Origin of the sequence: Phenylobacterium zucineum HLK1, from assembly GCF_000017265.1 — a bacterium.
Taxonomy (GTDB): Bacteria; Pseudomonadota; Alphaproteobacteria; order Caulobacterales; family Caulobacteraceae; genus Phenylobacterium; species Phenylobacterium zucineum.
Genome location: NC_011144.1, coordinates 3,807,570 through 3,832,960, shown reverse-complemented (window position 1 = coordinate 3,832,960; position 25,391 = coordinate 3,807,570). Strand labels below are relative to the sequence as shown.

The 25,391-nt window shown below is 71.6% G+C and carries 28 protein-coding genes; 24 read left to right on the top strand and 4 right to left on the bottom strand.

Going from position 1 to position 25,391, the window contains the following annotated elements:
- Positions 1-13 precede the first annotated feature (13 nt).
- The 18 genes from PHZ_RS18735 (at position 14) to PHZ_RS21930 (ending at position 16,387) form a co-directional block, all read left to right on the top strand.
- Positions 14-913, top strand: a complete 900-nt coding sequence (locus tag PHZ_RS18735) for a DUF808 domain-containing protein (RefSeq protein WP_012523933.1) — start codon at positions 14-16, stop codon at positions 911-913.
- A 26-nt stretch (positions 914-939) separates the two neighbouring features.
- Positions 940-2,073: a DNA replication/repair protein RecF gene (recF, locus tag PHZ_RS18730; RefSeq protein ID WP_012523932.1), complete on the top strand. Its 1,134-nt coding sequence runs from the start codon at positions 940-942 to the stop codon at positions 2,071-2,073.
- A gap of 218 nt (positions 2,074-2,291) precedes the next feature.
- Positions 2,292-2,720, top strand: a complete 429-nt coding sequence (locus PHZ_RS18725; protein ID WP_049758345.1) for a MarR family winged helix-turn-helix transcriptional regulator — start codon at positions 2,292-2,294, stop codon at positions 2,718-2,720.
- A 177-nt stretch (positions 2,721-2,897) separates the two neighbouring features.
- The gene (locus PHZ_RS18720) at positions 2,898-3,650 is read left to right on the top strand and encodes a TorF family putative porin (protein ID WP_083770998.1); all 753 of its coding nucleotides are present in this window, start codon (positions 2,898-2,900) and stop codon (positions 3,648-3,650) included.
- Between the two features lie 76 nt (positions 3,651-3,726).
- Positions 3,727-5,658, top strand: coding sequence for a methyl-accepting chemotaxis protein (locus PHZ_RS18715; RefSeq protein ID WP_012523929.1), 1,932 nt, complete (start codon positions 3,727-3,729; stop codon positions 5,656-5,658).
- Positions 5,659-5,661: 3 nt separating this feature from the next.
- Positions 5,662-5,967, top strand: a complete 306-nt coding sequence (locus PHZ_RS18710; protein WP_012523928.1) for an STAS domain-containing protein — start codon at positions 5,662-5,664, stop codon at positions 5,965-5,967.
- A complete protein-coding gene (locus PHZ_RS18705; protein ID WP_012523927.1) occupies positions 5,964-6,329 on the top strand; it encodes a response regulator in 366 nt (121 codons plus the stop codon). The genes PHZ_RS18710 and PHZ_RS18705 overlap by 4 nt, the downstream gene beginning before the upstream one ends.
- 17 nt (positions 6,330-6,346) lie before the next feature.
- Positions 6,347-8,542, top strand: a complete 2,196-nt coding sequence (locus tag PHZ_RS18700) for a chemotaxis protein CheA (RefSeq protein WP_012523926.1) — start codon at positions 6,347-6,349, stop codon at positions 8,540-8,542.
- Between the two features lie 8 nt (positions 8,543-8,550).
- Positions 8,551-9,018, top strand: coding sequence for a chemotaxis protein CheW (locus PHZ_RS18695; protein ID WP_012523925.1), 468 nt, complete (start codon positions 8,551-8,553; stop codon positions 9,016-9,018).
- The gene (locus PHZ_RS18690; RefSeq protein ID WP_012523924.1) at positions 9,006-9,896 is read left to right on the top strand and encodes a CheR family methyltransferase; all 891 of its coding nucleotides are present in this window, start codon (positions 9,006-9,008) and stop codon (positions 9,894-9,896) included. Before PHZ_RS18695 ends, PHZ_RS18690 begins: the two co-directional genes overlap by 13 nt.
- Entirely contained in the window at positions 9,893-10,924 is a 1,032-nt protein-coding gene (locus PHZ_RS18685) for a protein-glutamate methylesterase/protein-glutamine glutaminase (RefSeq protein WP_012523923.1), read from the top strand. The genes PHZ_RS18690 and PHZ_RS18685 overlap by 4 nt, the downstream gene beginning before the upstream one ends.
- On the top strand, positions 10,924-11,313 hold the full coding sequence (locus tag PHZ_RS18680; RefSeq protein WP_012523922.1) for a response regulator: 390 nt from the start codon (positions 10,924-10,926) through the stop codon (positions 11,311-11,313). The genes PHZ_RS18685 and PHZ_RS18680 overlap by 1 nt, the downstream gene beginning before the upstream one ends.
- The gene (locus PHZ_RS18675) at positions 11,310-11,882 is read left to right on the top strand and encodes a chemotaxis protein CheD (RefSeq protein WP_012523921.1); all 573 of its coding nucleotides are present in this window, start codon (positions 11,310-11,312) and stop codon (positions 11,880-11,882) included. Before PHZ_RS18680 ends, PHZ_RS18675 begins: the two co-directional genes overlap by 4 nt.
- The gene (locus tag PHZ_RS18670) at positions 11,882-12,235 is read left to right on the top strand and encodes a hypothetical protein (protein ID WP_041373708.1); all 354 of its coding nucleotides are present in this window, start codon (positions 11,882-11,884) and stop codon (positions 12,233-12,235) included. Before PHZ_RS18675 ends, PHZ_RS18670 begins: the two co-directional genes overlap by 1 nt.
- Positions 12,232-12,840: a response regulator gene (locus PHZ_RS18665; RefSeq protein ID WP_012523919.1), complete on the top strand. Its 609-nt coding sequence runs from the start codon at positions 12,232-12,234 to the stop codon at positions 12,838-12,840. Before PHZ_RS18670 ends, PHZ_RS18665 begins: the two co-directional genes overlap by 4 nt.
- The gene (locus tag PHZ_RS21935) at positions 12,840-13,295 is read left to right on the top strand and encodes a hypothetical protein (RefSeq protein WP_012523918.1); all 456 of its coding nucleotides are present in this window, start codon (positions 12,840-12,842) and stop codon (positions 13,293-13,295) included. The genes PHZ_RS18665 and PHZ_RS21935 overlap by 1 nt, the downstream gene beginning before the upstream one ends.
- Before the next feature lie 162 nt (positions 13,296-13,457).
- The gene (gyrB, locus tag PHZ_RS18655) at positions 13,458-15,896 is read left to right on the top strand and encodes a DNA topoisomerase (ATP-hydrolyzing) subunit B (RefSeq protein ID WP_012523917.1); all 2,439 of its coding nucleotides are present in this window, start codon (positions 13,458-13,460) and stop codon (positions 15,894-15,896) included.
- Positions 15,897-15,967: 71 nt separating this feature from the next.
- Entirely contained in the window at positions 15,968-16,387 is a 420-nt protein-coding gene (locus PHZ_RS21930; protein ID WP_049758343.1) for a hypothetical protein, read from the top strand.
- Here the strand turns inward: PHZ_RS21930 and PHZ_RS18645 are convergent.
- Positions 16,384-17,457, bottom strand: coding sequence for a CobW family GTP-binding protein (locus tag PHZ_RS18645; RefSeq protein WP_012523916.1), 1,074 nt, complete (start codon positions 17,455-17,457; stop codon positions 16,384-16,386). The genes PHZ_RS21930 and PHZ_RS18645 overlap by 4 nt on opposite strands.
- Positions 17,458-17,529: 72 nt before the next feature.
- Here PHZ_RS18645 and dmeF point away from each other — a divergent pair, with 72 nt between their 5' ends.
- Positions 17,530-18,486 (top strand): CDF family Co(II)/Ni(II) efflux transporter DmeF, encoded by a 957-nt coding sequence (gene dmeF, locus PHZ_RS18640; RefSeq protein WP_012523915.1) that lies wholly within the window; start codon positions 17,530-17,532, stop codon positions 18,484-18,486.
- A 55-nt stretch (positions 18,487-18,541) separates the two neighbouring features.
- The gene (locus tag PHZ_RS18635) at positions 18,542-19,651 is read left to right on the top strand and encodes a serine hydrolase (RefSeq protein ID WP_083771044.1); all 1,110 of its coding nucleotides are present in this window, start codon (positions 18,542-18,544) and stop codon (positions 19,649-19,651) included.
- Here PHZ_RS18635 and PHZ_RS18630 read toward each other — a convergent pair.
- The gene (locus PHZ_RS18630; RefSeq protein WP_041373707.1) at positions 19,648-20,055 is read right to left on the bottom strand and encodes a hypothetical protein; all 408 of its coding nucleotides are present in this window, start codon (positions 20,053-20,055) and stop codon (positions 19,648-19,650) included. The two genes, PHZ_RS18635 and PHZ_RS18630, sit on opposite strands and share 4 nt — an antisense overlap.
- A gap of 117 nt (positions 20,056-20,172) precedes the next feature.
- Between PHZ_RS18630 and PHZ_RS18625 the strand changes: the two genes are divergently transcribed.
- Genes PHZ_RS18625 through PHZ_RS18615 form a run of 3 tightly spaced genes read left to right on the top strand, consistent with a single transcriptional unit; the run spans position 20,173 to position 20,972 of the window.
- Complete coding sequence (locus PHZ_RS18625; RefSeq protein ID WP_148216915.1) at positions 20,173-20,406, top strand: hypothetical protein; 234 nt, start codon at positions 20,173-20,175, stop codon at positions 20,404-20,406.
- 55 nt (positions 20,407-20,461) lie between these two features.
- Entirely contained in the window at positions 20,462-20,719 is a 258-nt protein-coding gene (locus tag PHZ_RS22495; RefSeq protein ID WP_041373705.1) for a hypothetical protein, read from the top strand.
- Positions 20,720-20,723: 4 nt separating this feature from the next.
- Positions 20,724-20,972: a hypothetical protein gene (locus tag PHZ_RS18615; RefSeq protein ID WP_041373704.1), complete on the top strand. Its 249-nt coding sequence runs from the start codon at positions 20,724-20,726 to the stop codon at positions 20,970-20,972.
- Positions 20,973-21,080: 108 nt separating this feature from the next.
- Here the strand turns inward: PHZ_RS18615 and PHZ_RS18610 are convergent, their stop codons facing one another.
- On the bottom strand, positions 21,081-21,947 hold the full coding sequence (locus PHZ_RS18610; RefSeq protein ID WP_012523912.1) for a BON domain-containing protein: 867 nt from the start codon (positions 21,945-21,947) through the stop codon (positions 21,081-21,083).
- Positions 21,948-22,071: 124 nt separating this feature from the next.
- Positions 22,072-23,235, bottom strand: a complete 1,164-nt coding sequence (locus PHZ_RS23270) for a helix-turn-helix domain-containing protein (RefSeq protein WP_012523911.1) — start codon at positions 23,233-23,235, stop codon at positions 22,072-22,074.
- Positions 23,236-23,393: 158 nt separating this feature from the next.
- Here PHZ_RS23270 and PHZ_RS18600 point away from each other — a divergent pair, with 158 nt between their 5' ends.
- Positions 23,394-25,349, top strand: coding sequence for a TonB-dependent receptor plug domain-containing protein (locus PHZ_RS18600; RefSeq protein ID WP_012523910.1), 1,956 nt, complete (start codon positions 23,394-23,396; stop codon positions 25,347-25,349).
- Positions 25,350-25,391: the final 42 nt, after the last annotated feature.

Sequence of the window (25,391 nt, the reverse complement as noted above, 5' to 3'; positions counted from 1 at the left end):
AGGACGGGCGCGGATGGCTTCGGGACTGGTCGCACTGCTCGACGACGTCTCGGCCGCCGCCGGCAAGGCGGGGACCAAGGCCGTCGGCGTCGTCGTCGACGACACGGCGGTGACTCCCAGCTACGCCATGGGCTTCACGCCCGAGCGCGAGCTGCCGATCGTCTGGAAGATCGCGCTGGGCTCGCTGCGCAACAAGTTCCTGTTCCTCGTCCCCGGCGCCCTGCTGCTCAGCGCCTTCGCCCCCTGGGCCGTCACGCCGATCCTGATGCTGGGCGGGACCTACCTGTGCTTCGAGGCCGCCGAGAAGATCATCGAGGCGCTTCGGCACGAGGACATCCCCGACGAGCCGGGCGAGTTCGCCCTCGGCTCGGCCGAGCTGGAGCGCCAGAAGGTCTCGGGCGCGATCCGCACCGACCTGATCCTGTCGGCCGAGATCGTCGCGATCTCGCTCTCCAACGTCACCGACCGCCCGCTCGCCGTGCAGGCCGCCGCCCTCGCGCTCGTCGGGCTGCTGATCACCGTCGGCGTCTACGGCGTCGTGGCGCTGATCGTGAAGATGGACGACATCGGCCTGCACATGGCCAAGCGGCCGAGCCCCTTGGCGAAGGCGGTCGGCTGCGGGCTCGTCCGCCGCATGCCGGCGGTGCTGAGCCTCCTGGCCACCGTCGGAACGGCGGCCATGCTCTGGGTCGGCGGCGGCATCCTCCTGCACGGACTCGAGCACTATGGAGTCCCGCTGATCCCCGAGCTGGCGCACGCCCTGGCCGCCCCGGCGCACGGCCTGCCCGCCATCGGCCCCGCGGCCGCCTGGATCGTGACGGCCCTGTTCTCCGCCGCGCTCGGTCTCGTGCTGGGCGGCGCCATCGCGGGCGGGCTGCACCTGCTGAAGCATCGGGCCGAGCATCGACGCTGACCGGGGCGGCGGCTAAGACCTGCGTCGTGCGCACGGCTCTCACCCGCCTGTCCCTGACCGACTTCCGCTCGTACGCCTCGGCCGAGCTCGCGCTCGACGGCCGCCCGGTGTGGCTGGCGGGGCCGAACGGCTCGGGCAAGACGAACCTGCTCGAGGCGGTCAGCTTCCTGATCCCCGGCCGTGGCCTGCGCGGCGCGTCCATCGCTGAGGTCGGCCGTCGCCTGCCCGGCGAGACCGTGGGCCGGGCCTGGGCCGTCTCCGCGACGGTGGCCGCCGCCGGCGACGAGGTGCGGCTGGGCACGGGCGTGGAGCAGCCGGGGGCCTCGCGCCGCGTCGTGCGGGTGGACGGCGAGCCGGCGCCGCCGGGGCGACTCGCCGAGCACATGCGCCAGGTCTGGCTGACCCCGGCCCAGGACCGGCTGTTCCTCGAGGGCGCAGGCGAGCGGCGGCGGTTCCTGGACCGCCTCGTCTTCGCCGCCGAGCCGGGGCATGCGGCTCACGTCCAGGCCTACGAGAAGGCGATGCGCGAGCGGATGCGGCTGCTCACCGAAGGGCCCGCAGATCCGACATGGCTGGACGCCCTCGAGGCCCGGCTGGCCGAGGCCGGTGCGCTGATGGCCGATTCGCGGTCCCGCACGCTGGCCGCGCTCGCCGCCGAGATCGGCGCCCGCGGCGAGCGGCCCTTCCCCCAGGCGCGGCTGTCGCTCACCGGGGCGTGGGAGCAGATGGCGGCCGAGGGGGCGGGGATCGCGGATGTCGAGGCGCGGCTCGCCCGGGCCCTGCGCGAGGCCCGCGACCGCGACGCCGCCGCCGGCCGGGCGCTGACCGGGCCGCACCGGGGCGACCTCGCCGTCGTCCATGCCGAGAAGGACCGCGCCGCCGCCGAATGCTCGACTGGCGAACAGAAGGCCCTGATCCTCAACCTGGTCCTGGCCCAGGCGGCGCGCCTCGCTAGGGCCGATTCGGCGCCCGCGCCCGTCCTGCTGCTGGACGAGGTCGCCGCCCACCTCGACCGCGTCCGCCGCGCGGCGCTGTTCGACGAGATCGAGGCCCTGGGGCTGCAGGCCTTCCTCACCGGGACCGACGAACACCTCTTCGAGGCCCTGGCAGGCCGGGGCCAGGGCTGGCGCATGGACGCGGGCGGATTCGCCCCCGCGTGACGCCGCGCAACCCAGGCGGCACACGCCTGAGCTGATTTTTATCATTCCATTAAACGTTAAGCTGCGCTGATTTGCCTCAATTCAGCACAGGTCGAAAAGCCGCCATTGTGGCGGGAATGCGGTCCTTCAGGGGTAAAGAGTTGGCCCAAGTCGCGCAAACAGTTGAGATGGCGGGCGCCCGCCCGTCGCGTGTCCAGCGTGTTCGGATCTTCTACTTGTTGGCGCACCTCCACGAACGGCGGGAACGCCTGCTGTCCGAGATCCTGCGGCCGCACAACCTGACGCTCGTGCAGTGGCGCATCCTCTACGCCCTCGGCAAGCTCTCGAACCGCACCATGAACGAGGTCGCCGACTTCCTGGTCCTGGACCGCACCAGCCTCACGCGGGCGGTGGACAAGCTCGTCGAGCGCGGCCTGATGCTGCGCGCCGAGGTCGCCCATGACCGCCGCCTCACCGAACTCAGCCTGACGGCCGCCGGCCGCGCGCTGCGGGAAGACCTGCTGGAGCAGAACATCGAGATGTGCGAGCGCCTGGTCGCCGAGCTCGACCAGGAGAGCCTCGACGACGCCTCGGGCGTGCTGACCCACATCCTGGAACGCCTGGTCGGCCACCGCGCCGGCGTCCGCCGGATCGCCGAGCTGGTCTGATCCGCCACCGTCATCGTGGTCCCGGAGCGGCGCGATCCTGACGCCCCGCCCTGTCGTACATCCTTAACGCGAAATGAGTGCCAACGCCGACTATCGCAAAATGCACTCGATATTCTGTGCAAATATAGAATAGTTTTGCGATCAAATCGACGGTATCAGTATACGTCGATTTTACAGATGGGCGTTATTCAAACCGCGACTGCTTATTCGAGGAATGCAATCGTGGTTCAGAAGAACAACCTAAAGGCGACCGTGGTCGCTTTTGGCGTGCTACTGCTAGCCGCCGCCCCCGCTGCAGCAAAAGCTGCCGATCGTTCCGACCAATTCTCGTTCGAGCTCGGCGCGGCCACCGAATACACGGCCAAGGGCGTGGGCAAGAGCGACGGCGAGCCCCATGTCTTCGGCAGCGTGACCTGGTCCCCGGGGCCGGCCTACGTGAAGGTTTTCGCGACCCCGGTCGAATTGTCGCAGGGCTCGGACGCCGAGATCCTGACGACCGTCGGCGTCAAGCCGAAGGCCGCCGGCTTCGACTTCGACTTCCACGCCATCTACCGCCTGCGTCCGGGCACCCGTGCGGGCGTGGACTCCACGTTCTGGGAAGCCGAGGCCGACGTCACCCGCAAGATGGGCCCGACCAGCGTGCGCCTGCGGGTGAACTACACCCCGAACGGCTTCGCCCGGGCCAAGGAGGCCTGGTGGGTCGAGGGCCAGGCGACGGTCAAGGTCGCCGAGAAGACCAAGGTCAGCGCGGCGCTCGGCCGCCGCGAGGTCGAGCGCGGCGTGGACTACACCGCCTGGAACGTGGGGGTCCGCCAGGGCCTGACCAAGAACCTCGACGCCGACGTGCGCTGGTTCGACACCAGCAAGGGCGACGACCTGAAGGGCGAGTACCGGGCCGGTCTCGTCGGCAGCCTCATCCTGAAATTCTGACCCGTCCCGCCCGCCGGCTTCGCCTGCGGCGCCGCGACGGCGCGCGGGCCCGGCGGCTCAGGACAAGGAGCCTTCCGTGTCGATCAAGAACCTTAAGATCACCCACAAGCAGGCGGCGGCGTTCGGCGCCATCATCGCCACCATCGTGGCGCTGGGCGTGGTCGTCCTCTTCAACCTGCGGGCCATCGAAAGCGCGCGGCAGGCCAACGACCACAGCTACGAAGTGTTGCGGACGATCGCCGGCGTCGAGTTCTCGCTGGCCCGCCAGGAGAACAGCTTCCGCGGCGTCCTCCTCTCGGGCGACGCCTACTATACCGAGCGCGTCCAGAAGCACCGCGGCACGTTCCTCGGCCACCTGAAGACGCTGCGCGACCTGCAGCGGGACGACGCCGAAGCCCAGAAGCTGATCGACGCCCTGCAGGCCGCCAGCGACGGCTGGTTCGAGCGCGTCGTCGTCGAAGGCTCGCGCCTGGCCCAGGACCCGCTCACCCATCCGGTCGCGGTTCAGATGGTGGGCCCCTCGGGCATCGCCGACGAGCAGATCGCGCCCGCCGAGACGGCCATCGAGAAGATGGTCGAGATGGAGGAGGCCCGCCTGAAGCAGCGTCTCGCCGCCATGGCCACGGCCAACCGGACCGTGGACCTCGTGGTGGCCGGCGGCGTCGGCCTGACGATCCTGATCGCCCTGGCCGCCGGCTTCCTGCTGGCGCGCACCGTGGCCGCGCCGGTGGTGGCGATGACCGCCGCCATGCGCCGGCTCGCCGAGGGCGACAACTCGGTGGAGATCCCCGCCGCCGACCGCAGCGACGAGATCGGCCAGATGGCCGGCGCGGTGCAGGTGTTCAAGGACGCCGCCATCGAGAAGCTCCGGCTCGAGGCCGAGGCGGCCGAACAGCGCCGCCAGGCCGAGGCCGAACGCGCCGAGCGCGAGCGCCAGAAGGCCGAGGAGGCCGCCGCCGACGCGGTCGCCATCTCCTCGCTCGCCGAGGGCCTCTCCAGGCTCGCGTCGGGGGACCTGACCTACCGGATCACCGCTGCTTTCGCGCCCAAGGCCGAGCAGCTGAAGACCGACTTCAACGGCGCCATGGACCAGCTGCAGGAGACCATGAAGGTCATCACCGCCGCGACCCAGGGCCTGCGCTCGGGCTCGGGCGAGATCAGCCAGGCGGCCGACGACCTGTCCAAGCGCACCGAGCAGCAGGCCGCGAGCCTGGAAGAGACGGCCGCGGCGCTGGATGAGATCACCGCCACGGTCCGCAAGACCGCCGAAGGGGCCCACCATGCCCGCGACGTGGTCTCGACCGCCAAATCCGACGGCGAGCAGTCGGGCGAGATCGTCCGCCAGGCCGTCGCGGCGATGAGCGAGATCGAGAAGTCGGCCCAGCAGATCAGCCAGATCATCGGCGTGATCGACGAGATCGCCTTCCAGACGAACCTGCTGGCCCTGAACGCGGGGGTGGAAGCCGCCCGCGCCGGCGACGCCGGCAAGGGCTTCGCGGTCGTCGCCTCCGAGGTTCGGGCCCTGGCCCAGCGCTCGGCCGACGCGGCCAAGGAGATCAAGACCCTGATCTCGGCCTCCACCCAGCAGGTCGGCTCGGGCGTCAGCCTGGTCGGCGAGGCGGGCGAGGCCCTGAACCGGATCGTCGCCCAGGTCGCCGACATCAACAACGTGGTCTCGGAGATCGCCGCCTCAGCCCAGGAGCAGGCCACCGGCCTCAACCAGGTGAACACGGCCGTCAACCAGATGGACCAGCTCACCCAGCAGAACGCGGCGATGGTCGAGCAATCGACCGCCGCCAGCCACAGCCTCTCCAGCGAGGCCGAGGAGCTGGCGCGGCTGATCGGCCGGTTCAGCGTCGGCGAGGCCGCCGTGCAGTCGCCGGCCGCGACGCCCCGCGCGCCTGCGCCGCGGACCGCGATGAAGACCGTCTCCACCCACGCCCGCGGCGGCGGCGCCGCCCTGAAGCCGCAGCCTCTCGCCGAGGCCGACAACTGGGAGGAGTTCTAGGCCATGGCCGGTGACGACGACAATGCGCCGGCCGCCCTGCGGCTGCCGCCCGTGCTGGATCTCAACGCCGCCGCGCCGCTCGCCGACGAGCTGACCGGACTGCGGGGCCGGCCGGTGACGCTGGACGGCTCGGCCGTCCAGCGGCTGGGCGCCCAGTGCCTGCAGGTGCTGCTCTCGGCCCGCGCGACCTGGGAGGCGGACGGCCTGGGCTTCGGCCTCAGCGAGCCGTCGGCCGAGATGGTGGCCGCGCTCGAGCTCCTCGGCGCGCCCGCCGAACAGACCTTCCCCATTCCGGAGCTCAGCCGATGAGCAAGACGATCCTGACCGTGGACGACTCCCGGACCATGCGCGACATGCTGCGGATGGCCCTGACCGACGCCGGCTTCAACGTCCTCCAGGCCGAGGACGGCGAGCACGGGCTGGAGGTGCTGCGCGAGGGCGCCCCCGACGTCATCGTCACCGACATCAACATGCCGCGACTGGACGGCTACGGCTTCATCGCCGGCGTGCGGGCGAGCCCGGTGCACCGGGCGATCCCGATCCTCGTGCTGTCCACCGAATCCTCGCCCGAGAAGAAGCTGCGGGCCCGCGAGGCCGGCGCCAGCGGCTGGATCGTGAAGCCGTTCAGCCCCGACAAGCTGGTCGCGGCGATCCGGCGCGTGGCCGCCTAGAGCCGAGGGACGCGTCCATGGACCCCATGCAGGAAATCCGCGCCACGTTCTTCCAGGAGTGCGAGGAACAGCTCGCCGAGCTGGAGACCGGCCTGCTCGCCATGCAGGACGGGGACGGCGGCGAGGAGACCGTCAACGCGGTCTTCCGCGCGGTGCACTCGGTGAAGGGCGGAGCCGGGGCGTTCGGTCTCGACGACCTAGTCCGCTTCGCCCACGTGTTCGAGACCACCCTGGACGAGCTGCGCGCCGGCCGCCTGGCGGCGGGACCCGAGATCGTGGCCGCCCTGCTGCGCGCCGCCGACGTGCTCACCGACCTAGTGCGCGCCGCCCGCGATGGCGGCGAGGTCGACCCGGCCCACTGCGACGCGGTGGCCGCCGAGCTGTCGGCGTTCACGGGCGCCGACGTGGGGGCCGCGGACGACGACGACGGCATGGGCGACTTCGACTTCCAGCCGGTCCAGATCGCGCTGCCCGCCGAGGCGCCCGCGCCGGCTGCGGCGGCCGAGCCCTCGGGCTGGACCGTGCGCTTCAAGCCGCGCGCCGAACTCTACAAGAAGGCCAACGACACCGTCCTGCTGCTGCGCGAGCTCGCGCGGCTGGGCGAGGTGGAGGTCGAGCTCGACCAGAGCGACCTGCCGCTGCTGCCGCACCTCGACCCCGAAGGCGCCTACCTGGCCTGGACCGTGCGCCTGCGCGGATCCGCCGCCCGGGACGAGGTCATGGAGGTGTTCGAGTTCGTCGAGAGCGACTGCGAGGTGACGGTCACGGCCGGAACCGACGGCGAGGCGCCGGAGCCGGATCCCGACGGCGCGCCGGCCCCGGACCCCGAGCTCGACATCGCCGCGCTGATCAGCAAGGCCCAGGAGGCCGTCGAAGCCGAGGTCGGCGCGCCGCCCGCGCCCGAGGCCGCCGAGGCTCCGAAGGACGCTGCGCCGGAGACCGCCCCGGCGGAGCCCGCCCGGCCGGCCGAGGCGAAGGGCGCCCAGGCCAAGCCGGCGGGCCCGGCCAACGCCGCCAGCCCCACCATTCGCGTGGACCTGGAGCGGGTGGACCGGCTCATCGACCTTGTCGGCGAGCTGGTGATCAACCAGGCGATGATGGCCCAGCGCGTCAGCGAGGCGGGCCTGATCCGCGACACCAACGTGGCCGTGGCTTTGGACGAGCTGGAGCAGCTCACCCGCGAGATCCAGGACAGCGTGATGGCCATCCGGGCCCAGCCGGTGAAGTCCGTCTTCCAGCGGATGCCGCGTCTCGTCCGCGAGGTGGCCAGCGCCACCGGCAAGCAGGTCCGGCTGGTGATGGAAGGCGAGGGCACCGAGGTCGACAAGACCGTCATCGAGCGCCTGACCGATCCGCTCACCCACATGATCCGCAACGCCATCGACCACGGGCTGGAGAAGCCCGAGGCCCGCGCGGCGGCCGGCAAGCCCGCCGAGGGCGTGGTGCGCCTGTCGGCCCTGCACCGCTCGGGCCGCATCGTGATCGAGGTCGCCGACGATGGCGCCGGCATCAACCGCGCGCGGGTGAAGGCGATCGCCATCGAAAAGGGCCTGATCGCTCCGGACGCCCAGCTCACCGACGAAGAGGTCGACAACCTGATCTTCATGCCAGGCTTCTCGACGGCCGACTCGGTCTCCGACATCTCGGGCCGCGGCGTCGGGATGGACGTGGTGAAGCGCTCGATCCAGGAGCTGGGCGGGCGCATCTCGATCACTTCCCGCCCGGGCGAAGGCTCCACCTTCATCCTCAGCCTGCCGCTGACCCTGGCCGTGCTCGACGGGATGGTGGTCTCGGCCGGCGGCCAGACCCTGGTCGTGCCGCTGAGCGCCATCGTCGAGACGCTGCAGCCGCGGCGCGGCGACGTGCACCCGACGACGGGCGGCGGCCGGGTGATCTCGATCCGCGGCGCCTACGTGCCGCTCGTGGACGTGGGCTCGGCCCTCCGCTACCGGCCCCAGCAGATCGAGGCCGACCAGGGCGTGGCCCTGCTGATCGAGGGCGAGGGCGGCGCCCGCTCGGTGCTGCTGGTCGAGGCCATCCAGGGCCAGCGCCAGGTCGTCATCAAGAGCCTGGAGGCGAACTACCGCCGCGTGCCGGGCATCGCCGCGGCCACCATCCTGGGCGACGGCCGCGTCGCCCTCATCCTCGACGTGGACACCCTCGTCGCAGCTTCCCGCAACGCCGACACGACTCGGCTCCTCCAGGCAGGATGACCCCCATCATGACCGACGTCGCCAACATCGCCGGCGCCCGCCGCGAACTGATCTCGTTCCGCATCGGGGCGCAGGAATTCTGCGTGGACATCATGGACGTCCGCGAGATCCGCGGCTGGACCCCCGCCACCGCCATCCCCGAAGCGCCGCCCTTCGTGCGCGGCGTGATCAACCTTCGCGGCGCCGTGCTGCCGATCCTGGACCTGGGCGCGCGCCTGGGCCTGGGGGCGGCCGATCCCACCGCCCGGCACGTGATCATCGTCGCCCAGGTGGAGAAGCAGGTGATGGGCCTGCTCGTGGACGCGGTCTCCGACATCCTCACCATCACCGACGACATGATCCAGCCGACGCCCGAGGTGGGCTCGGACCTGGCGCGGGCCTCGGTCCGCGGCCTGCTGGCGATCGACGGGCGCATGGTGAGCTTCATCTCGCTCACCGGCCTGCTGCCGACGGATGACCTGGAGTGCGCCGCGTGACGACAGCGCCGCCCGCGACCTCCGCCAAGAACGGCGGGCGCCTGGTCGACGGGGAATTCGTGTTCCAGGCCGAGGACTTCCAGCGCATCGCCGCCATCCTGCACGACGAGGCGGGGATCGCGCTGTCGGAGTCCAAGGCCACGCTGGTCTACTCGCGGCTGGCCAAGCGGCTGCGCAGCCTGGGGCTGGAGAGCTTCCGGGACTATTGCGCGCTGGTCGCCGGCGCCGGCGGCGCCGACGAGCGCCAGCAGATGATCGCGGCCCTGACCACCAACGTCACCCGCTTCTTCCGCGAGCCGCACCACTTCGAACACCTGAAGACCGTGGTCCTGCCGCCGCTGCTGCAGGAGGCCAAGCGGGGCGGACAGGTGCGGATCTGGTCGGCCGGCTGCTCCAGCGGCGAGGAGCCCTACTCCATCGCACTCACCATCCTCTCGCTGCTGCCCGAGGCGGCGGAGCTGGACGTGCGCGTCCTGGCCACTGACATCGACACCCATGTCCTGGCCCGGGCCCGGGAAGGCGCCTACGGCTCCTCCAGCATGCTGCAGATCCCCGGCGACCTGCGCAGCCGCTGGTTCCGCCAGCAGGGCGACCGCTGGGTCGTGGCCGACCCCCTGCGCCGGCTGGTGACCTTCAACGAGCTGAACCTGATGGGCGACTGGCCGATGCGCCGGACCTATCAGGCGATCTTCTGCCGCAACGTGGTGATCTACTTCGAGGAGGCCACCCAGGCCCGGGTCTTCAGCCGGTTCGTACCGCTGATGGCGCCCGGCGCGCGGCTCTACCTCGGCCACTCGGAACGGCTGGTCGGCGAGGCCGCCGGCCGCCTCCAGAGCGAGGGCGTGACCATCTACCGTCTGAAGGGAGCGGCCCGATGATACGGGTGCTGGTCGTCGACGACTCCGCCACCATGCGCAGCCTGATCTCGGCGGTGCTGGGCAAGGACCCCGAGATCGAGGTCGTGGGCCAGGCCGCCGACCCCTACGAGGCGCGCGAGGCCATCAAGGCCCTCAATCCCGACGTGATCACCCTGGACGTCGAGATGCCGAACATGAACGGCATCGACTTCCTCGAGAAGATCATGCGCCTGCGGCCGATGCCGGTGGTCATGGTCTCGACGCTCACGACGCGCGGGGCCGAGATCACCCTCGAGGCGCTCGAGATCGGCGCCGTGGACTGCGTCGCCAAGCCGTCCACCGGCGGCCTGGAGGGCTTCCGCGAACTGCCCGGCAAGGTGAAGGCCGCCGCCCGGGCCCGGGTGCGCCCGCTGGACCGCACGGCCGGCGCGCCGGCCCCGGCCCGCATCGCCCACGAGCCGGACGGGCGGCTGATCGCCATCGGCTCGTCCACGGGCGGCGTCGAGGCCCTGATCGCCATCCTGAGCCGCTTCCCCGACAACTGCCCGCCGACAGTCATCACCCAGCACATGCCGGAAGGCTTCACCCGCAGCTTCGCCGAGCGGCTCGACCGGCTCTGCGCGCCACGCGTGGAGGAGGCGAGCGACGGCGCGCTCCTAGACGTCGGTCGGGTGTTCGTGGCCCCCGGCGGGCTGAACCACCTCGAGGTGGCCGGCGGGACCCGCCTGCGCTGCCGCGTCGCCCCCGGCGAGCCGGTGAACGGCCACCGTCCGTCGGTGGACGTGCTCTTCTCGTCGGTGGCCAAGGCCGTCGGCCCCCGCGCCGTCGGCGCCATCCTGACCGGCATGGGCCGTGACGGCGCCAGGGGCCTGCTGGAGATGCGCGAGTCCGGCGCGCGCACCGTCGGCCAGGACGAGGCCTCGTGCGTCGTCTACGGCATGCCCAAGGCCGCTTTCGAACTCGGCGCCGTCGAGCGCCAGGCGCCGCTCGAGAAGATCGCTTCCGAGCTGCTCAAGGCGGCGTCCCCCCAGATCGTGGAGAATGTCTGATGCCCGTTGCGGCTTCCATGAACGTCGTCGTCGTCGACGACCAGCAGACCATGCGCTCGCTGGTCCGCACCGGCCTCCAGGAGCTCGGCTTCCGGGAGATCAAGGAGTGCGCCGACGGCGAGGCCGGCCTGCGCGCCCTGCTGACCAGCAAGGTCGACCTGGTGATCTCGGACTACAACATGCCCAAGCTGGATGGCCTGGGCCTGCTGCGGGCGATCCGGGGCCACGAGCCGATCCGCGGCACGCCCTTCATCATGCTGACCGGCCGCGCCGACCGCGAGCTGGTGCAGCGGGCCGTGCAGTTCGGGGTCAACAATTACCTCGTCAAGCCGTTCACGGTCGCGACGCTGAAGGAGAAGATCGAAGCGGTCTTCGGGCCGATCACGTGACCACGGCGCTCGCCCCCGACCTGGACAGCGAGGCCGCTCGCCCGCTGCACGTGGTGCAGGGCGAGTTCCGCGTCTCCGACGATCCCGCCGTCGTGCTCACGACGGTGCTGGGATCGTGCGTGGCCGCCTGCGTGCGCGACCCCGTCGTGGGCGTCGGCGGCATGAACCACTTCCTGCTGCCCGGGGCGCAGGACCCGGCCGCGACCGGCGACGCCCAGCGGTTCGGCGCCTACGCCATGGAGCTGCTGGTCAACGCCCTGCTGGCGCGGGGCGCCCAGCGCGGCCGGCTGGAGGCCAAGCTGTTCGGCGGCGCCCGGATGCTGGAGGGGCTGACCGACGTCGGCGCCCTCAACGGCGCCTTCGCCCGGGACTACCTGCGCCGGGAAGGCCTGGCCCACGCCGGCGGCAGCCTGGGCGGCGAGCAGGGTCGGCGGGTCCAGTACTGGCCGGTGTCGGGCCGGGCGCGCCAGATCCTGCTGCCGAAGCAGGCCCTCGCCCCCTTCGAGCGCGAGCGCCGCGCCCCGGCGCCCAAGCCGCTTCCCGTCGCGGGCGAGCTGGAGCTGTTCTGATGGACGAGGCGATGAACGAGATGGAACCCGTCGCCCTCCGCGAAGTGCTGCACGCCGCCGCCGGCGTCCTGCAGGACCTGGAAGGCCGCTGCGGCCGGCTCCAGTCGGCGCTGAGCCCCACCCTCGCCGGCAATCCGCACGCCGTGGCGCTGCAGGACCTGGACTACCTCACCCAGGGGCTCGCCAGCCTCTCCTGGTTCCTGTCGAACCTGGGCCAGGAGCTTCCGGACGAGTGGCGCGCCGACGCGGCGGCCGCGACCCGCGACCTGCCGCTGGAGGCCATGGCGGCGGCGCTGCGCCTGCAGCCGCAGGAGGCCTCGGCGGCGGCCGGCGACCTGGAGCTGTTCGAATGAGCCTCTCGGGCAAGCTGGGCGCCGACCCGCGCCTGAACCTCGCCAAGACCGTCGTCCTGATCGTGCAGAACAATCAGGTGGAGCTCGACCTGCTGGGCCAGGTCTTCATCGGCTTCGGCGTGAAAGCCATCCGCAAGTACATGTCGATCCCCGAGGCCGATGAGGTGGTCAAGCGGGTCGACTTCGACCTCATCGTGGTCGACGGCGACATGCCCAACGGCGACGGCTTCGAGTTCGTCCGCCGGATCCGCGCCGAGCGCGAGGGCCGCAACCGCCTCGCCCCGATCCTGCTGGTCGCCGGCCACACGCCGTCGAGCTCGGTCCTGCGCGCCCGCGACTGCGGCGCGAGCTTCGTCGTGGCCAAGCCGATCACGCCGAAGGTGCTGTTCGACCGGATGCTCTGGCTCGTGCAGGACGAGCGCGAATTCGTCGAGTGCGACACCTACGTGGGCCCCGATCGGCGCCACAAGCACTTCGGCCCGCCGCCCGGGATGAAGGGCCGCCGTCAGGGCGACCTGTCCCCCGAGGTCGGCTTCCCCGCCGGCCCCGACCTGGCGCAATCGGAGATCGACGCCTTGCTCAATCCCAAAAAGGCCGTGGCCTGATGACCGCCCGCACGTTCAAGTACGCGAACCGGCTGGCGAAGGCGCTGGTGCAGCGTTCGGGCATGAACCTGAAGGAGGCGGTGGCCGCCGCCGAGGTGCAGCTCGAGGTGCTGCGCGAGCCGACGCTGGAGGAGCTGGACCGCACGGTCCACGAGATCGCCGCCGCCGCGCCGGCCATCGACCGCCTGGACGACCCGCGCGTGGACGACGTCTACGTCGCCGCGAACCGGATCATCGCCATGGCCGGCATCTTCGGCCGCGACGAGTTGGGCGAGGCGGCCTACAGCCTCTGCGAGCTGATCACCCGGCTGCGCGCCTCGGGCAAATGGAGCTCGGCCATGGTGGCGGTCCACGTCGAGGCGCTGCAGGTGATGCGCCGGCCCCAGGACCACACCCCAGAGCACACCCGCGCCCTGCGCGACGGCCTGCGCAAGATCGTCAGCGCCGTGGCCTGACCGAAGGCCCGGCGGCGGGCCTTCGCGCCGCACGCGAAATGCGTGCAGAATCAGGTTCGAGCCCTATATAGAGGAGGTAAATCCCGCAGGCCGTCCGCGCCTGCCCATCAGGCGCGCCCGGGCCGCCGGCCCGAAGTCCGAACGCGCCTCATCGGACGAAGCATGAGCGAAGAGAACGAGACCCCAGAGAACGGGAACGGCGGCAACGGCCAGGGCGAGTATGGCGCGGAGTCCATCAAGGTCCTGAAGGGCCTGGACGCGGTGCGCAAGCGTCCGGGTATGTACATCGGCGACACCGACGACGGCTCGGGCCTGCACCACATGGTCTACGAGGTGGTGGACAACGCCATCGACGAGGCGCTCGCCGGCCACGCCACCAAGGTCGAGGTGATCCTGAACGCCGACGGCTCTTGCACCGTCACGGACGACGGCCGCGGCATCCCCACCGACATCCACGAGGGCGAGGGCGTCTCGGCGGCAGAGGTCATCATGACCCAGCTGCACGCCGGCGGTAAGTTCGACCAGAACAGCTACAAGGTCTCGGGCGGCCTGCACGGCGTGGGCGTGTCGGTGGTGAACGCGCTCTCCGACTTCCTGAAGCTGAAGGTCTTCCGCGGCGGGATGCAGCACGAGATGGAGTTCCGGCGCGGCGACGCGGTGGCTCCGCTGGCCGTCACCGGCAAGGCGCCGCTGCGCGACAACGGCGAGTTCCTGACCGGCACCCACGTCACCTTCCTGCCGTCGACCGCCACCTTCCGGTTCATCGAGTTCGACCTGAAGACCCTGGAGCACCGGCTGCGCGAGCTGGCGTTCCTGAACTCGGGCGTGACCATCTGGCTGAAGGACCTGCGCGGGGCCGAGCCCTTCGAGGAGGTCATGCACTACGAGGGCGGCATCGAGGCCTTCGTGCGCCACCTCGACAAGGCCAAGCATCCGCTGATGAAAGAGCCGATCGTCGTCCGCGGCCGCAAGGATACGGTCGAGGTCGACATGGCGCTCTGGTGGAACGACGGCTACCACGAGAACGTCCTCTGCTTCACGAACAACATCCCGCAGCGCGACGGCGGCACGCACCTGGCGGCGTTCCGCTCGGCCCTGACGCGGATCATCACCAACTACGCCGAGCAGTCCGGCGCGGCGAAGCGCGAGAAGGTCTCGGTCTCGGGCGAGGACGCGCGCGAAGGCCTGACCTGCGTGCTCTCGGTGAAGGTGCCCGACCCCAAGTTCTCCTCGCAGACCAAGGACAAGCTGGTTTCGTCCGAGGTGCGCCCGGCCGTCGAAGGCCTGGTCAGCGAGGGGCTCTCGACCTGGTTCGAGGAGCACCCCAACGAAGCCAAGCTGATCGTCCAGAAGATCACCGAGGCCGCCGCCGCCCGCGAGGCGGCCCGCAAGGCCCGCGAGCTCACCCGCCGCAAGTCGGCCCTCGACATCACCTCGCTGCCCGGCAAGCTCGCCGACTGCCAGGAGAAGGACCCGGCCAAGTCCGAGCTGTTCCTGGTGGAGGGCGACTCGGCCGGCGGCTCGGCCAAGCAGGCCCGCAACCGCGAGAACCAGGCCATCCTGCCGTTGCGCGGCAAGATCCTGAACGTCGAGCGTGCCCGGTTCGATAAGATGCTGTCGTCGGACCAGGTCGGCACGCTGATCACGGCGCTGGGCGCCGGCATCGGCCGCGACGACTTCGACATCGAGAAGCTGCGCTACCACAAGATCGTCATCATGACGGACGCCGACGTCGACGGCGCCCACATCCGGACCCTGCTGCTCACCTTCTTCTACCGGCAGATGCCCGAGGTGATCGATCGCGGCTACCTCTATATCGCCCAGCCGCCGCTCTATAAGGCGACCAAGGGCAAGTCCTCGCGCTACCTGAAGGACGACGCCGAGCTGGAGGCCTACCTCGTCGACGAGGGGACCGACGGCGCCATGCTGGAGCTGGCCTCGGGCGAGCGGCTGGCAGGTCAGGACCTGCTGCGGCTGGTGAACGCCTCGCGCACCGCCCGCGCCAACATCCAGCGCCTCTCGGCCCGCGCCCCGGCCTTCGCCATCGAGCAGGCGGCGCTGGCGGGCCTGTTCGGCGAGGGCGGCGATCCGGCCGCCGCGGCCAGGCGCTTCGACCTCTACGCCGAGGAGGGCGACGGCCCCTGGAGCGGCGAGAGGGGCGAAGGCGGCGGCTATGTCTTCAGCCGCGTCAAGCGCGGCGTCTCCGAGCGGGTCGTGCTGGACGACGTCCTGCTGCACGCCGCCGACGCACGCCGCATCGCCGAACGGGCCAAGGAGCTGGCCGAGACCTTCTCGGGCCCGGCCACTTTCACGCGCAAGGAGCGCACGGCCGTGGTGCGCGGGCCGCTCGACCTCGTGAACGCGGTCATGGAGAACGGCCGACGGGGGCTCTCCATCCAGCGCTACAAGGGCCTGGGCGAGATGAACCCCGAGCAGCTCTGGGAGACGACCCTCGACGCCGACGCGCGCACCCTGCTGCAGGTGAAGGTCACCCACGCCGACGACGCCGACGACATGTTCACCCGTCTGATGGGCGACCTCGTCGAGCCGCGCCGGGAGTTCATCCAGGAAAACGCCCTGGACGCCGAAGTGGACGTCTGACGCAGATCAAGGCCGGCTGCGCGCCGCGGCGGCAGGGTCACGCCAAGCTCAAGCTTGTTGGAGACCCGCCGATGCGCGCCGCCGCCGTCCTCGCGTTCGCGTTCCTCGCCGCCGCCGCCGGCCCGGCGCTGACCCAGACTGCCGGGCAGCCCGCCGGCCAGGCCGCGCCCGTGTCTGACGCGGCGCTCGCCGCCCGCATGGCGCGCGAGGCCGAGCTCGCCGACCAGAACCGGCGCAGCGAGCTGCTGAACGTCGAGGTCAACCGGAAGAACGCCGAGGTGGAGGCCCGCAACGCCGCCGCCCGGGCCGCCTACGCGACGGCGCTCGCCGAGCACGAGGCCGCCCTCGCGGCCCGCGAGGCCGAGGCCGCCCGGATCCGGGCCGAGGCCGAGAAGGCGCAGGCCGACCACGCCAAGGCGATGGCCGCCTGGGAGGCCGACGTCGCCGCCTGCCGGAAGGGCGACGTCAGCCGCTGCGGACCGAAAGGCTAGGCCGCGATACAGCTCTCGAAGCCGGCGCGAAGGCCCGCCTCGTCGAGGTTGCGGCCGATGAAGACCAGGCGCGAATAGCGCTTCTCGTCCTCGCGCCACGGGCCCTGGAAATCGCCCTCCAGGATCATGTGCACCGCCTGGAAAACCAGCCGGCGGTCGTCGCCCTTGATGTCCAGGATGCCCTTGGCACGCAGGATGTCGACGCCCTGGGTCTGCAGCACGTTGTTGAGCCAGGCCGTGACCCGGTTGGCGTCGATCGGCCGGTCGGCCGTCAGCGAGATCGAGCTGATGCCGCTCTCGGCCACATGGTCGTGGATGTGGCCATGGTCATGCCCATGATCGTGGCCGTGGTGGTGGTCGTGGCCATGGTCGTGATGATCGTGGCCGCAGTGCTCGTCGTGGACGTGCCCCGGCTCGCCGTGCGCCGGATTGAGGAACTCGGGCTGCAGCTCGGTGACCCGCGCCAGGTCGAAGGCGTGGCGGCCGAGGATCATCTCCAGCGGGACGTTGGAGCGCTGCGCCCGATGGATCGGGGCGAGCGGGTTCAGCGTCCGGATCGCGCGCTCCACCTCGGCCAGCTCGTCCTCGGAGACGAGGTCGGTCTTGTTCAGGATGATCTGGTCGGCGAAGGCGATCTGCTCGGCCGCCTCCTTAGAGTCCTTCAGCCGCAGCGGCAGGTGCTTGGCGTCCACCACGGTCGTTACGCTGTCCAGCTCGGTGCGGGCGCTGACGTCCTCGTCCACGAAGAAGGTCTGGGCCACGGGCGCGGGGTCGGCGAGGCCCGTCGTCTCGACGATGATGGCGTCGAACTTGCCCTTCCGCTTCATCAGGCCCGAGAGCACCCGGATCAGGTCGCCGCGCACCGTGCAGCAGACGCACCCGTTGTTCATCTCGAAGACTTCTTCGTCCGCGCCGACGATCAGGTCGTTGTCGATGCCCACCTCGCCGAACTCGTTGACGATGACGGCGTACGTCTTCCCGTGGTCCTCGGAGAGGATGCGGTTCAGAAGGGTGGTCTTGCCGGCGCCGAGATAGCCGGTCAGGACTGTGACGGGGGTCTTTTCGCTCATGGGCGTCCATGTAGGGCGAGAGGCCGAACTAATGAAGTGGCGTTCTCACGCTGGGATGTTATAAAGTAACACATGACCACGGCCGAGCGCCCCGAACCCGCCGCTGCGCTGGACGCCTTCCGCGAGGACCGGACCTATCTGGGGGCCGACCATAGCCGGAACGAGCGCCGCACCTGGATCGTGACCGCCATCTGCGCGGCGACCCTGGTCGCTCTCGTGGCCGGCGGCCTGCTGACCCGGTCCATGGCCCTGACCGCGGCGGGCCTGCACATGGCCGCCCACGTGGCCGCCCTGCTGGTGGCCGCCGCGGCCTACGCCCTGGCGCGGCGGCACGCCGACAATCCCGCCTTTAGCTTCGGCACCGGCAAGCTGGGCTACCTCGCCGGCTTCGCCAACGCGGTGGTGCTGGCGGTGACGGCGGTGTTGATCGCGGTGGAGAGCATGCACCGGCTCGCCGACCCCGAGGCGGTGGACTACCACGGCGCCCTGCCGATCGCGGTGGGCAGCCTCGCCGTCACCCTCATCTGCGTCTGGCTGCTGCGGCCGGGCCACAGCCATGCGGCGCGGCACGATCCCGACGGCGACCTCAACCTTTCGGCCGTGCACCTGCACCTGACGGCGGACGCGGCGGTGTCGGTGCTGGCGGTCGGGGCGATCCTAGCGGGCCGCTACCTCGGCCTGGACTTCTTCGACCCCCTGGCGGGCCTGCTGGCGGCCGGGCTGGTGGCCCAGTTCGCCTTCGTGCTGATGCGCAAGGCGGGCCGCGCCCTCCTCGACATCAACCCTTCGCGCAGCCTCACCGACGAGGTCCGCCAGCGGCTCTCGGCGGGCGGCGAGCGGGTCCTCGACCTGCACCTTTGGCGGCTCGGGCCCGGGCACCATGCGGTGATCGCGGTGATCGCCGCCGACCCGCCGGGACAGCCCGAGGCCTATCGCGCCCGCCTGGCTGGCCTTCCCGGCCTTTCCCATGTCACGGTGGAGGTGCGCGGCGCGGACGCCGGCTGCGGGCACGCGCACGGTCACGGTTGAACGGGTCGGGCGTTACGGGTCGATGGCGTTGCGGTTCTCTCGGATCCTGAAGGCGATGCGCCGCCGCCCCCGCGCCCTCGCGGCCGGGCTGGCGCTCGCCGTGGCGGCTGCAGGCGCCGGCGGCTTCGTGGCGCGCCAGCACGCCGGCGCGGACGGCGACGTCCGGCTGACCAGCGGGCCCCTGCCGGTCGTGGTCCCCGACCCGCCGGCGCCGCCGAAGGCGCTGCAGGACGAGCTGTCGGCCCTCGCCCTGGCCTATGGCGAGGAGGTGGGGATCGCCGTCACCGACCTCGACCAGGGCTGGACGGCCGGCGTCGATCCCGACGGCGTCTATCCCCAGCAGAGCGTCTCCAAGCTGTGGGTGGCGATCGCGGTGCTCAAGGCCGCGGACGAGGGCCGCCTCGAGCTGGACCGGACGGTGCTGCTCACCGACGCCGACCGCTCGGTCTTCTTCCAGCCGGTCGCCTACAACATCGGCCCGCAGGGCTATGCGACGACCATCGAGGCCCTGCTGCGCCGGGCGATCGTCCAGAGCGACAACGCCGCCAACGACCGGCTGATGCGCGAGGTGGGCGGGCCCGAGGCGGTCGCGGAGGCCCTAGATGGGCTTGGCCTGAAGGGCGTCACCGTCGGGGCCTACGAGCGCGACCTGCAGGCCAAGGTGGCGGGGCTCGTCTGGCGGCCCGAATACGGCGTCGGCTGGAACTTCCAGGCCGCGCGCGAGCAGCTCTCGCGGGCCGAGCGGGAGCGCGCGCTCGAGGCCTATCTCGCCGAGCCGATGGACGGGGCGCAGCCGGCGGCCATCGCCCGGGCTTTGGCGGCGCTGAAGAAGGGCGAGCTGCTGTCCCCCGCCTCCACCGACCGGCTGCTGACGCTGATGGAGGAGGTCCGCACGGGACCTCGCCGGCTGAAGGGCGGACTGCCGCCCGGCTGGAGCATCGGCCACAAGACCGGCACCGGCCAGGATTACCGGGGCGCCTCGGTGGGCATCAACGACGTCGGCCTGCTGACCGCGCCGGACGGGCGGATCTACGCCGTGGCGGTGATGATGCGGCGGACGTGGAAGCCGGTGCCCCAGCGGCTGGCCTTCATGCAGGCGGTCTCCCGCGCTGTCGCCGCCGAATGGGCGCGGGCGCGCGAGCCGGACTTCACGACGGCCGACTAGGGCCGCTCGATCCCACGCACGACGGTGATCCGGATCGGCTCGCCGGCCATGTCCTTGCCGGTCCAGACCGCGCCCACGCCGCCGTCGGTCGGGAAGTCGGTGCAATAGCTGATCGGGATGGGAATCGGCCTGGACTGCCGCAGGCAGACCTTGTCCCCCTTCTGCGTCCACTTCCCCGAGGTGGCCTTGCCGCGGCGGCCGACCGCGTCCCAGGTCCCGTCGGGCTTCAGCCAGATCCGCTGGTGCTTGCCGTCCGGGTAGAGGGCCTTGATCGTGTTGCCGAAGGCCGCCGTGATCCCCTTGGGCTCGGCGGGCGGGGCGGCCTGGGCGTTCAGGCCGAAGAAGGCGGCGTAGGCGGCGGCGGAGGTGCGGGCGAGGCCCAGAACGGAGGGACGAAGACGCATGACGGACTTGAACGCTGAAACCCAGGAATCGGCGCCGCTCGGGCGAAAGGCGGCTCGACATCTGGCCCGGTTCACGTGAACTGGAGCTGACCAAGCCGGGCCGCGAAGAGGATGACGATGGACGACCAACCGATCCCGCCCGACGCCGAGCGGGCGGGCATGCTGGCGGCGCTGCATGCGGTCATCGTGGGGACGCTGTCCACCCTCAAGCGCAAGGGCGTGCTGAGCCCCGAGGAGGTCGACCAGATCTTCGAGGCGGGTCTCGTCACCTTCGAGCGGGGGGAGCAGGACGCGACGAAGCAAGCCGCGCAGCTGACCCTGCAGATCCTCGCCCGCAGCCTGCGGGACTAGCGAGGCTCCGCCCAGGCCGCCGGGAACCCCGTCCCGGCCGGGCCGTTGCCCCGGGATGGCCCGGGCAGCGAACGATCGCGACGAGCAGATGAAGGCGGCCAGCTTCTTCCTTGGCCGTGCGCAGGAGGCGATGGCCGCCGCCGACGACGCCCCCAGCGAGGACGCCAGCGCCGCCTACTACAAGGAGGCCGAAACCTGGCTCTACATGGCCGGGCAGTGCCTCAACCCCGCCCGCGCCGCGCCGCCCCCGCTCCGCCTTCCGCCACCGCCGCCGCGCGTCGGCCGGGAGCGCCGGAGCTTCATGGAGGACTAGGAACATGATCCGCACCGCCATGGCCGCCGCCGCCCTCCTGGGCGCGGCCGCCTGCGCCGAGACCCCGTCGCAGACCCGCGACGCCGCGCCGAGCGGAGCGCCGGCCGACACCTCCGCCCAGTCGCCCCTGACCGTGAACCCGGCGCCGGAGGGCGCGCTCCCGGCGACGCCGCCGACGCTGCCGCCGGAGGACCCGGCCGGGATCCCGGAAGACGACGCCATGCCGCCCGGACCGGTCAATCCGAAGGGGTGACGCGCAACGGGCGCCCCGGCTCGGAGCCTTTCCCCGAGCCGGAGCGCCCGCCGCCCGTGGCGCGCGCGTCCTGGAGAGGCGGCGCACGCCCACGAGCCTGTCCGGGGGTCACATCGGCTTGCCGCCGCCTCCGGTCGAGGTGGTTCCGGTCACCGAGGCGCCGGTCGCCCCCGCGGGGTTGGGCGCCCCGCCCATGAAGCTGCTGCCGTATTCGCTTTCGCCGGCCGGCTGGATGCGCAGGTTGTTCTGCACGTGGCGCACGCCCGAGACCCGCTCGGCCAGGTCCTCGGCCCGCCGCTTGTCCTCGCGCCGCTCGACCGTGCCGGCGAGCGTCACCTCGCCGTCGCTGACCTGGACCTCGATCCCGGAGGCGTCGAGCCAGGAGTCGTCGGTCAGCCGGTCGCTGACGTCCTCGCGGATCCGATCGTCCGAGCGCTTGTAGTTCTTGGGGCCTCGGCCACGGTGGCCCGCCCCCGTCTCGTGTTCCCCGCCGCCGAACCAGGAGGCGACCCGCTCTCCGGCGCGCTCCATCCAGGTGCGGTCGTGGCTGTCCGGCCGCTCGCCGCCGCCGCCCTGCCCGCGATAGGCCTCGTCCTCATAGCCGCCGTACCGCCCGGTCCCCTCTCCGCGGCGCGGCGCCCCGTAGGAGCGGCCGCCATAGGATCCGCCGCCGTAGCCTTCATCGCCGCGGCCGCCGGGACCTTGGCCCCACTGCCCGCCGTAGCGACGGTCGGGTTCGCCGTAGCCGCGGCCCTCGTAGCCGTAGCCGCCCATGCCGTAACCGGCGCCGTACGCCTCGCCCCGTCCCGGCTCGAACGAGCGGTCCTCGCCGTAGGCCTCGGCGTAGCCCCGGCCGCCGTAGCCGGGGCGGTCGAAATTGCGCGGACCATCGTTCTCGTACCCCTGGCGGGATCTGTCCTCGCCGCCGTATCGGCCGCGCCGGCGATCCTCGATCCACCTGTCCTGGTCGGCCATGGTCAGTCTCCTGTGCTGGGGTGATCGGGGCGCGCGGACGCACGCCCCCTCGGCAGGGAGAACCGACGCCGGACGAGCGCTGTTCCGCGCTCCCAGCGATGTGATGGCCCGGCGATGTGATGGCTTAGGGGGCGACGGGCGTGGCCGCGAGGTTGGTCCGGCCGACGCCCTCGACGAGGTAGAGGCGCTCGAACTCGGTCTCGCCCTGTTCGGGCGCCGCCGCCGGATCGGCCGCGATCTCGGCGGCCTGCATCACCCCGATGTCGCGGGCGCCGGCGATCACCACGATGCGGTTTCCGGCCGGGCCCTGGAAGGCGGCGAGATAGCCGTAGTCGCGGTTGGGGCGGCCCGGATGGGCGGTCCCGGCGCCGCTGACGAAGACCCGCCCCGTCCGCCGATCGACCAGCTCGTCGTAGGTCTCGCCCACCTGGAAGCGGGAGCGCTCGAACACCGGCGCCTGCAGGAGGCGCAGGGCCGAAAGGTATCCGACGTAGACGATGTCCGAGCCCTTCAGCATCTCGGGCGTGAGCTGCGAGCCGGTCACCACCCTCACGCGCTCGGGCGCGCCCGCCACCCGCCGGACCAGCGGCATCAGCTCGCGCAGCGCCAGGGTCGCGCCGATCGGGGTGTAGTAGGTGTCGAGGTCGACGTAGCGGCCCTGCAGGTCTGGCCGACCCATCAGCAGGACGTCGAGGTCGGCGGGGGCGTTCACATCGAACGCCCGGATCATCCGCACAGGGGTCTCGCCTCCCTCGGTGTCGCCGAAGATGTAGTAGTCGCCGACCACCACCAGCACCGGCCGTTCCTTCCCAAGACCCGCCCAAAGGGGTGCGGCGGCGGCGCGGGCGAGGGTCCTGTCGGGAGCGGCCTGGCGGGCGAGCCAGGCCCAGGCGACGCCGTTCGCCGCCACGAGCAGCAGGGCGGCGGCCGCCGCGGCCCAGGCCCAGCGTCGGGCGGGGCGGGACGGCGCGCGCGGCGCGGCCGTCTCGACGGCGTCCAGGCGGTATTCGCCCACCGGAATGACCAGCCGGTGCGGCGCATCCTGGCCCGGTCCGGCGTAGAAGTCCTCGAGCTTGCGGCGCAGACGGTGGACGTAGACCCGCACCGAGGCGTCGCCGGTCAGGTCCAGCTCGCGCCCGAACACGTCCGCCGCAATGTCCGCCTCCCGGACCGGCCGTCCCGCCAGCGCCTGTTCGGCCAGGTAATCGAAGAGCCGCGACAGCCCCTGCGACCGGCCCAGGACGCCGCTCGCACGCACCCGCGCCACCTCCCGCTCGAGGTCCTCCATCTACGCCTGTAACCCCCTGTAACGTGGTCGGAACCGTAAAGTACGGGCGCGCAGTGCGCGAGGCCCCCTATGGCGTCCAGGTCAGGCTTGCCGCTCGAGATGTTATAACATAACACTCAGGGAGCTTATGACGCTCGAGGGCTGTCGGGGGAGACGGGATGAGGAGCAGGTGGTTGCTGGGCGTGGCGCTCGCCGCGCTCGCGCCGGCGGCGCATGCCGCGGAGGCCGAGGTCGAGGCGCTGGTGGTCACCGCCGCGCGGCTCGAGGAGACCCTGCCGCAGGAGCTGGCCCGCTATGGCGCCGACCTGTCGGTGATCGACGCCGCCGTGGTCCGCGACAACGTCTATGTCGACGTCTCCCAGGCGCTGCAGATGCAGACGCCGGGTCTCTTCCTGTCGCCGCGCAACGGTCCGTTCAGCTACGTGGACATCGCCGTGCAGGGCTCGCGGACCGGCGACGTGCTCTGGCTGGTGGACGGGGTGCGGATCAGCAACCGGCTCTACACCTCCACCAGCCCCGCCGACACCCTGCCGGCCAGCATGGTCGAGCGGATCGAGGTGCTGAAGGGCGGCCAGAGCCTGTTCTACGGGACCCAGGCGGTGGCCGGCGCGATCAACGTCGTCACGCGCGCCTATTCCGAAGATTTCGCCGGGCGGCTCACCGCCGGCGGCGACACCCACGGCGGCGTCCACGCCGACGTCTACGTGCGCGACACCGTGGGCCGCCACCGGTTCGTCGCGTGGGCCTCAAAGGACGAATCCGACGGCTACCGCACCTTCGACGTCTTCCAGCCCAGCGCCACCGACCGCAAGCGCGGCTATGACGTGGTCAGCTTCGGCGGCAAGTACGGCGTGGACCTGGGCGAAGGTCTTTCGCTGAACCTCTACGCCCAGCACACCGACGCCCACCTCGAATACCCGAACCCCCGGCTCACCCGGCTGGCGTTCAACGACCGCGACGAGGAGATCGCCAGCCTCAGCCTGGACTGGACCGCAAGGGACGACGTCCAGCTGTCGGTGAAGGGCTACTACCACGACTGGGACAGCGTCTATTCGACCGTGAACAACCGCCCGGACGGCGGGATCGAGATCGTCGACGACCTCACCTACTGGGGCTACGAGGACTACGGCGTCCAGGCGCTCGCCAGGCTGAACCTGCACCGCGGGCTCGAGTACCAGCTGGGCTACGATTTCCAGAACTTCCGCGGCCGGGACGACGTGCTGCTCATCGGCGAGCAGACTGAGACGGTGCACGCCTTCGTCGGCCAGGTCCGCACGACCGACGAGCTGTTCGACAATGCGCGCCTCGCCGCGGGCGTGCGCCACGACCGCACCGGCGGGACCGACGCCACCGTCTGGAACGTCTCCGGCCGCTGGGACTGGGCGCCGGGCCTCTACGTCGAGGGCATGGTCGGCACGGCCTTCATCCTGCCCAGCGCCGAGCAGCTGTTCGGCGTCGATCCCTGCTGCGCGGTCGGCAATCCGCAGCTGGCTCCGGAGAAGAGCCGGAACGCCAACCTGTCGGTGGGCGGCGAGGGCGCCCGCTTGAGCTGGAAGGCCACCGCCTTCGCCCGCGAGGTGAGAGACCTGATCGCCGACGCCGAGCGGCCCGGCTTCCCGGAGGGGATCTACGTCAACACCGAGGGGCAGGTGCGCTTCCGCGGCTTCGAGCTGCAGGGCGAGGCGCAGCTCACCGGGGCGATCCGCGCGCGTGCGTCCTACGCCCACACCCGCGCCCGCGCCGAAGGGAGCGGGGCGCAGTTCGACCGCGTGCCCAAGCGCCAGGCCAAGGCCAGCCTGGTCTACGCCCCGGCGGACCGCCCGTTCGGCGCCTCGGCGAGCCTGCTCTGGACCGGCGAGGTCAGGTCGAACGCCAGCGGCTTCGGTCGGGTGAACTACGGGGACTATCTGGTCGTGGACCTCGCCGCCCACGTCTACCTCGACGGCGTCGGCGGCAGCCGGCGGCTCACCGCACGGCTGGAGAACGCCTTCGACGAAGCCTACGCCACGCGGGTCGCCTCGGCGTTCGTCGATGGATCGGGCAGCGAGCGCTTCCTCTACCGCTTCCGCGGCGCGCCCCGGACCCTGCACGTGAGCTACAGCCATAGCTTCTGATCCCGCCCGCACGCCCACTCCCGCCCGAAAGCCGTGGGCGCC